This window comes from Streptococcus sp. HMSC067H01, from assembly GCF_001814775.1.
Lineage (GTDB): Bacteria > Bacillota > Bacilli > Lactobacillales > Streptococcaceae > Streptococcus.
The window spans coordinates 1-276 of record NZ_KV817817.1; the positions used below are offsets into that span (position 1 = coordinate 1).

Sequence of the window (276 nt, forward strand, 5' to 3'; positions counted from 1 at the left end):
CAGAATTTGAGGGTGGTGTCAATGCAGTAGAAGCCGCTAAGAACGAAGTCCCAGAATTTACAGGTAGCGTTAATGCTGTGGAAGCAGCCAAGAATGAGCTGCCAGAATACACAGGAACATTGGCTACTGTGGGAAATGAGCCAGCTCCAAGTGTGGAAAAACCAGCTGCAGAGGTTCAAATCTTATCTGATAAGGAAACTGGAGTTCTGGTAGCAGGACTATCTCAAGACTTGGATGCTACTCTCAAGCTTCAAGTTCAAAAGGTTCTACGCCAAG

1 protein-coding gene is annotated in these 276 nt (G+C 46.0%); it reads left to right on the forward strand.

Annotation, left to right across the window (positions count from 1 at the left end; genetic code table 11):
- Positions 1-276: SIALI-17 repeat-containing surface protein (locus HMPREF2987_RS11105; protein ID WP_180364521.1), on the forward strand; the 276-nt coding region annotated here is incomplete at both ends.